Here is a 1,960-nt window from a genome sequence, read left to right as displayed (position 1 = left end):
ATTTTGTTTTTTGCCAAAATACTCATCGCTATTAAAGGGAGAGATGCGTTTTTTGCACCCGATATATCTATTGTTCCATGGAGCGCTTTTGCCCCTTTGATTTTTAAATAGTCCATACGCTTCTTTATTTTCTTGAAATTATATCTAAAAAATTTGTTATAATTCAATAGACTTCTTGCACAACCTAGATTGTACAAAAAGTCTAATTTTAAGGAAAACAGATGAGTACACCGTTAGACAGATTAAAAAACCTTACAAATAAAATATCTTCTTATGAGCTAACACGCAAGCACAATCTTGTGGCGTTACGTGTTTTATATAAAGAGTTGCGTGTTGATGAGAAAGTGGCAGGCTTTGAAGATCTGTTTGTGTTTAAAGCGATTAATCTCTCCGGTGTATCCCTTTTGAGTGAATCTTTGGGTGAGATTAAAAAGGGAAAATATATGCAGATTCTTGCCATCCGTTACGATAAAGATGCACTGAAAAAGAGTACAAATATCTCTTTGGCATATTTTGGCAGAGCGGAAAATGTGGATGAAGAACTCAAAAACAAAGTGGTGGAGTTTGTACTTCGCTACAGATTTGAGAAGAGTTTTTTAACACTAGAACATTACAACGGCTTGCTTGAGCGAGTGGGGAAGTAAAGCGTGCTGTTTGTAGATATTGAAACAACCGGTGTGGAGGATGAAGACAAGATATGCTCCTGTGGCTTGGTGGATGGCAACACGCAACTCTATGAGCTGTATAATGAAAAGAGAAAAATATCTTCCAAAGCCTCATCAATCCATCATATAACCAATGAAGAGATAGCAGACAAAAAACCTTTTTGTGAGGGCGAGATTTACAGATACCTCCAAACACATAACACGCAAGCAGAAACATTGGTTGTGCATAACGGAGCGTTTATTTTTGATATGTTATCATCACACGGTTTTTTTTTCACCGGAAAGGTGGTCGATACCAAAAAGGTTGCCAAACACCTTATGCCTGATTTGGAATCGTACGCCTTGCAGTTTTTGCGCTATGAGTGTAAACTCTACAAACAGGAGCAACAAAGCCTTCCGTGGAGTGCTTTGGGGGATGCGTATGTTATAGAGGCGTTGTACAACTACCTTTTGGAGCTTGTTTCATTGGAGGAGATGTACACACTCAGTGTTACGCCGGTGTTGCTTGAGCGGTTTTCTTTTGGAAAATACAAAGCTTGCTACATAGAGGAGATATGCCTCAATGACAGAGGTTATGTGCAGTGGATACTCTCTTTGGATAGTATCGATGAGGATCTGCGCTACTCGTTACAATATTATTTAAAGGGTTAGAATGAAAGTTGCTGTTATGTGCCACTCACCTTTGTTACAAAAATCGTTAGAGTTGTTTTTATCAAAATATTTAAGCTCTCCAAAAAAGAGTGATATTGTGATACGAGATGCGCCTTGCCTTGATGATAGACGCTGTTTTTATATCGCTTCTGATCCCAATGCCCATCTGCAAAAACCTTTCTCTAAGTCACAACTTATACTTGCACTTGAGAAACATTATGCTAGTGTCTATAAAAAACAGGAAGAGGGGGATGATTTTGCCCTTTTGGAGCAAAAGATAGCGATGTTAACACAGCAGTATCAAGAAAATATACTCCAGACGGTAAGGGCATTTTATGAAAAACGGTAAAAAGCTGACAAAAAAAATTGTAGCGGGAAAATACAAAGGAAAAACCTTGACACTCCCCTCAAAAACAACAACACGCAGCTCAAAGGCGATTGTATTGGAATCTTTTTTTAATACTTTGCAGTTTGATATAGTAGATGCTGTTTCTGTAGAGGTGTTTGCAGGGAGTGGATCAATCGGGCTTGAAGCACTCAGCAGAGGTGCCAAGAAAATCTATTTTATGGAAAAAGACAAAGATGCCTTGCGTGTTCTTCATAGTAACATCGCGCTAACTGATCCCAAGCGTTGTGAAGTGGTG

Annotated in this window: 4 protein-coding genes; all 4 read left to right on the top strand. The window is 38.7% G+C overall.

Annotated features, from left to right (window positions below; genetic code table 11):
* Positions 1-221: 221 nt before the first annotated feature.
* Positions 222-644 (top strand): hypothetical protein, encoded by a 423-nt coding sequence (locus AC30RD_RS08840; RefSeq protein WP_489494145.1) that lies wholly within the window; start codon positions 222-224, stop codon positions 642-644.
* Between the two features lie 3 nt (positions 645-647).
* Positions 648-1,316, top strand: a complete 669-nt coding sequence (locus AC30RD_RS08835; protein ID WP_489494144.1) for an exonuclease domain-containing protein — start codon at positions 648-650, stop codon at positions 1,314-1,316.
* A 1-nt stretch (position 1,317) separates the two neighbouring features.
* Complete coding sequence (locus tag AC30RD_RS08830; RefSeq protein ID WP_489494143.1) at positions 1,318-1,665, top strand: hypothetical protein; 348 nt, start codon at positions 1,318-1,320, stop codon at positions 1,663-1,665.
* The coding region (locus AC30RD_RS08825; protein ID WP_489494141.1) for an RsmD family RNA methyltransferase at positions 1,652-1,960 on the top strand (309 nt) is incomplete at its 3' end. The genes AC30RD_RS08830 and AC30RD_RS08825, both read left to right, overlap by 14 nt.

The sequence above is a fragment of the Nitrosophilus sp. genome (genome assembly GCF_982775275.1).
This window is presented reverse-complemented; position numbering and strand designations above follow the sequence as displayed.